This is a genomic window from Okeania sp. (genome assembly GCF_983059655.1).
On record NZ_CEZPJD010001053.1, the window covers coordinates 1 to 2,245 of the forward strand.

At 35.6% G+C, this 2,245-nt stretch carries 2 protein-coding genes; both read right to left on the reverse strand.

The window, feature by feature from the left end:
• Positions 1-7: 7 nt before the first annotated feature.
• Positions 8-862 (reverse strand): NotI family restriction endonuclease, encoded by an 855-nt coding sequence (locus AC3DU7_RS31665; protein ID WP_488043197.1) that lies wholly within the window; start codon positions 860-862, stop codon positions 8-10.
• The gene (locus tag AC3DU7_RS31670) at positions 859-2,004 is read right to left on the reverse strand and encodes a DNA-methyltransferase (protein WP_488043198.1); all 1,146 of its coding nucleotides are present in this window, start codon (positions 2,002-2,004) and stop codon (positions 859-861) included. Before AC3DU7_RS31670 ends, AC3DU7_RS31665 begins: the two co-directional genes overlap by 4 nt.
• Positions 2,005-2,245 lie beyond the last annotated feature (241 nt).

Sequence of the window (2,245 nt, forward strand, 5' to 3'; positions counted from 1 at the left end):
GTCAAAATTATATGAATGTGAAAAGAGTATTTGCAGATAGTTTAGATTCCAAGGTTTTGACAATTTGCTCAAGTTCAACATTAGCTTCTGCCTGAAGACCCAGACATCTTGCAATTCCGTCTACATCTGTACTCAGGCGAGAATCTAAAGCTAACTTCAAAGACAGATCTAATTGTGTAGTCATCCGATATACATGAATGTGCATAGAATCTCCCAACTGAGCTTGATGACTGACATGGGAAAAACTAAATTCACGCTGTATATAATCAAGAAAACAATCTTGAATAACAAGAACAAGTTTTTTATTAAAATTCTCAAAAGTCTCAATCTTATGATGCAACTGTATAAGAATTGTTTTTGCTGTCATTTTCCAATTCATCCCGAAAGTTTTGCCAGATTGACTTTGACTATCTTCAGTGGGAACACCAAGTTCTTCCAGTAAACGTTGGCGTTCTGGCCAAACAGTTCCCGTAGTGTCAAGTGTTTGGAGTTCGATGCCTACAAAATCTTTTACTTTATTATTTAAAGCAGAAACAAGAAAATAGTCTACATTTCCCCCTGGAATTGAAACTTCTGAGATTAGATGTAACTCATTACCTGGTTCATGGGTAGTTAGTAAGTGCAAACAATCTGTAAATATCTGCTTTCTTTCCATTAATCTATGAGGACAAATAATAATTGGAATAGAACTTTTTCCATAGGCAACAGAACAGGTTCCAATAGATATCTCAGGTTGACTTTTGCGGACTTTAATACAACGCTTGTGCAAGTATGGACAACCCTGACTTTGTATAATGCTTACCCAGTCTATTTCCTCCGATTGGTTTTTGGAGCGCCCAAAAATTTCAAGTATTTTACTCATAAAATAGTTTCATTTCTTTCCTTTGCTATTTTTAGGTAATGCTCGGAAATATCTATACCACAGGATTTTCTGCCGAGTAACTGAGCTGCTAACATTGTGGTTCCAGTACCACAAAAAGGATCTAGAACTATTCCATTGAGTGGACAAGTAGAAGAGATTGGTATTTTGCAAAGATCGACAGGGTAAGGCGCAAAATGAAGTTCACGGTTTTGTGTATCTTCTGGAAGGATTTCCCAAACATCACTAGGTTTAGAACCTTTAGGATGATACTTTAAAAAGTAAAATCCTTTCTCTTTTAATTCTTTTGCTCTACCAGAAACTTTTTCCGAATTAGAGTGGGTTATTCTTTGCTGACCTCTAATAATCATTCTAAAATCAGAAATATCGCCATTGGAAACCTGACGGAGAATTTCTTCTAAGGCGTTATAGGCATTCCGTTTCTCATTTTCAGAAAGTTCAGTAGATAACTCAATTTTTCTTTTATAGCGAACTCCTGTTACACCAGTTGCAGAGACAACAGAACCGTTTACTACTTTTGTTTTTCTTGGGGAAGAGCGAATAGAGTCTATATCGTAATAATACCCTTTTGGTGATTTGACAAAATGAAATATATTTTCGTGAATATTTCTCAATCTATCCTTTGAATTGTCTAATCCCCCTTTAACCTTATTCCAAATAATACTATTTCTTAAAATCCAACCTTGATTGTCTGTTAAGGAAAGCGCTATGCGCCACGGCAAACCTAATAAATTTTTGTGGTAATAAGAATCACCAATATTCAACCAGAAGGAACCTGTTTTCTTAAGGACTCTATAAACTTCGGAGAAAACTGAACATAGATTGTCAACATAAATATTGAAATTTTCCTCTAAACCAATACCACCTGCATCATATTCTCTTTTTCCCCAATAAGGCGGACTTGTCATACAACAATCAATGGATTCAGTGGGTAGCTTTTTCAGAACTTCGGTGACATCTCCCAACATATATATCGGGGTAATACTTTCATCAGATTGATAGAGTAGGAAATTTTCACTAAAATTCTGGTTGACTATTGAACTACTACTAAAAAGTGGCAATCGAGAATTTTTTGGCAGTTTTGATTTATTGCCCTCTTGCCAAATAGTTGCTTTGATTGTCATTACCTCTAATCTAGATTGGATGGATTAAGTATAGTCTAAAAAGTGTTTGGGGAAGGGGAGCGATCGCTTATGTGCTGTAATCTTCCTTTTTAGTTACCATAAAATTGTTAATCTGTCAAACTGCTGACAGAAATTCTCACTTAAGGGACTTCCAAATAAAAAATTATCCCATTAGCTATGAAAGTAAGGGAGTAGGGAGTAGGGAGTAGGGAGTAGGGAGTAGGGAAGAAATTGAAAAAGT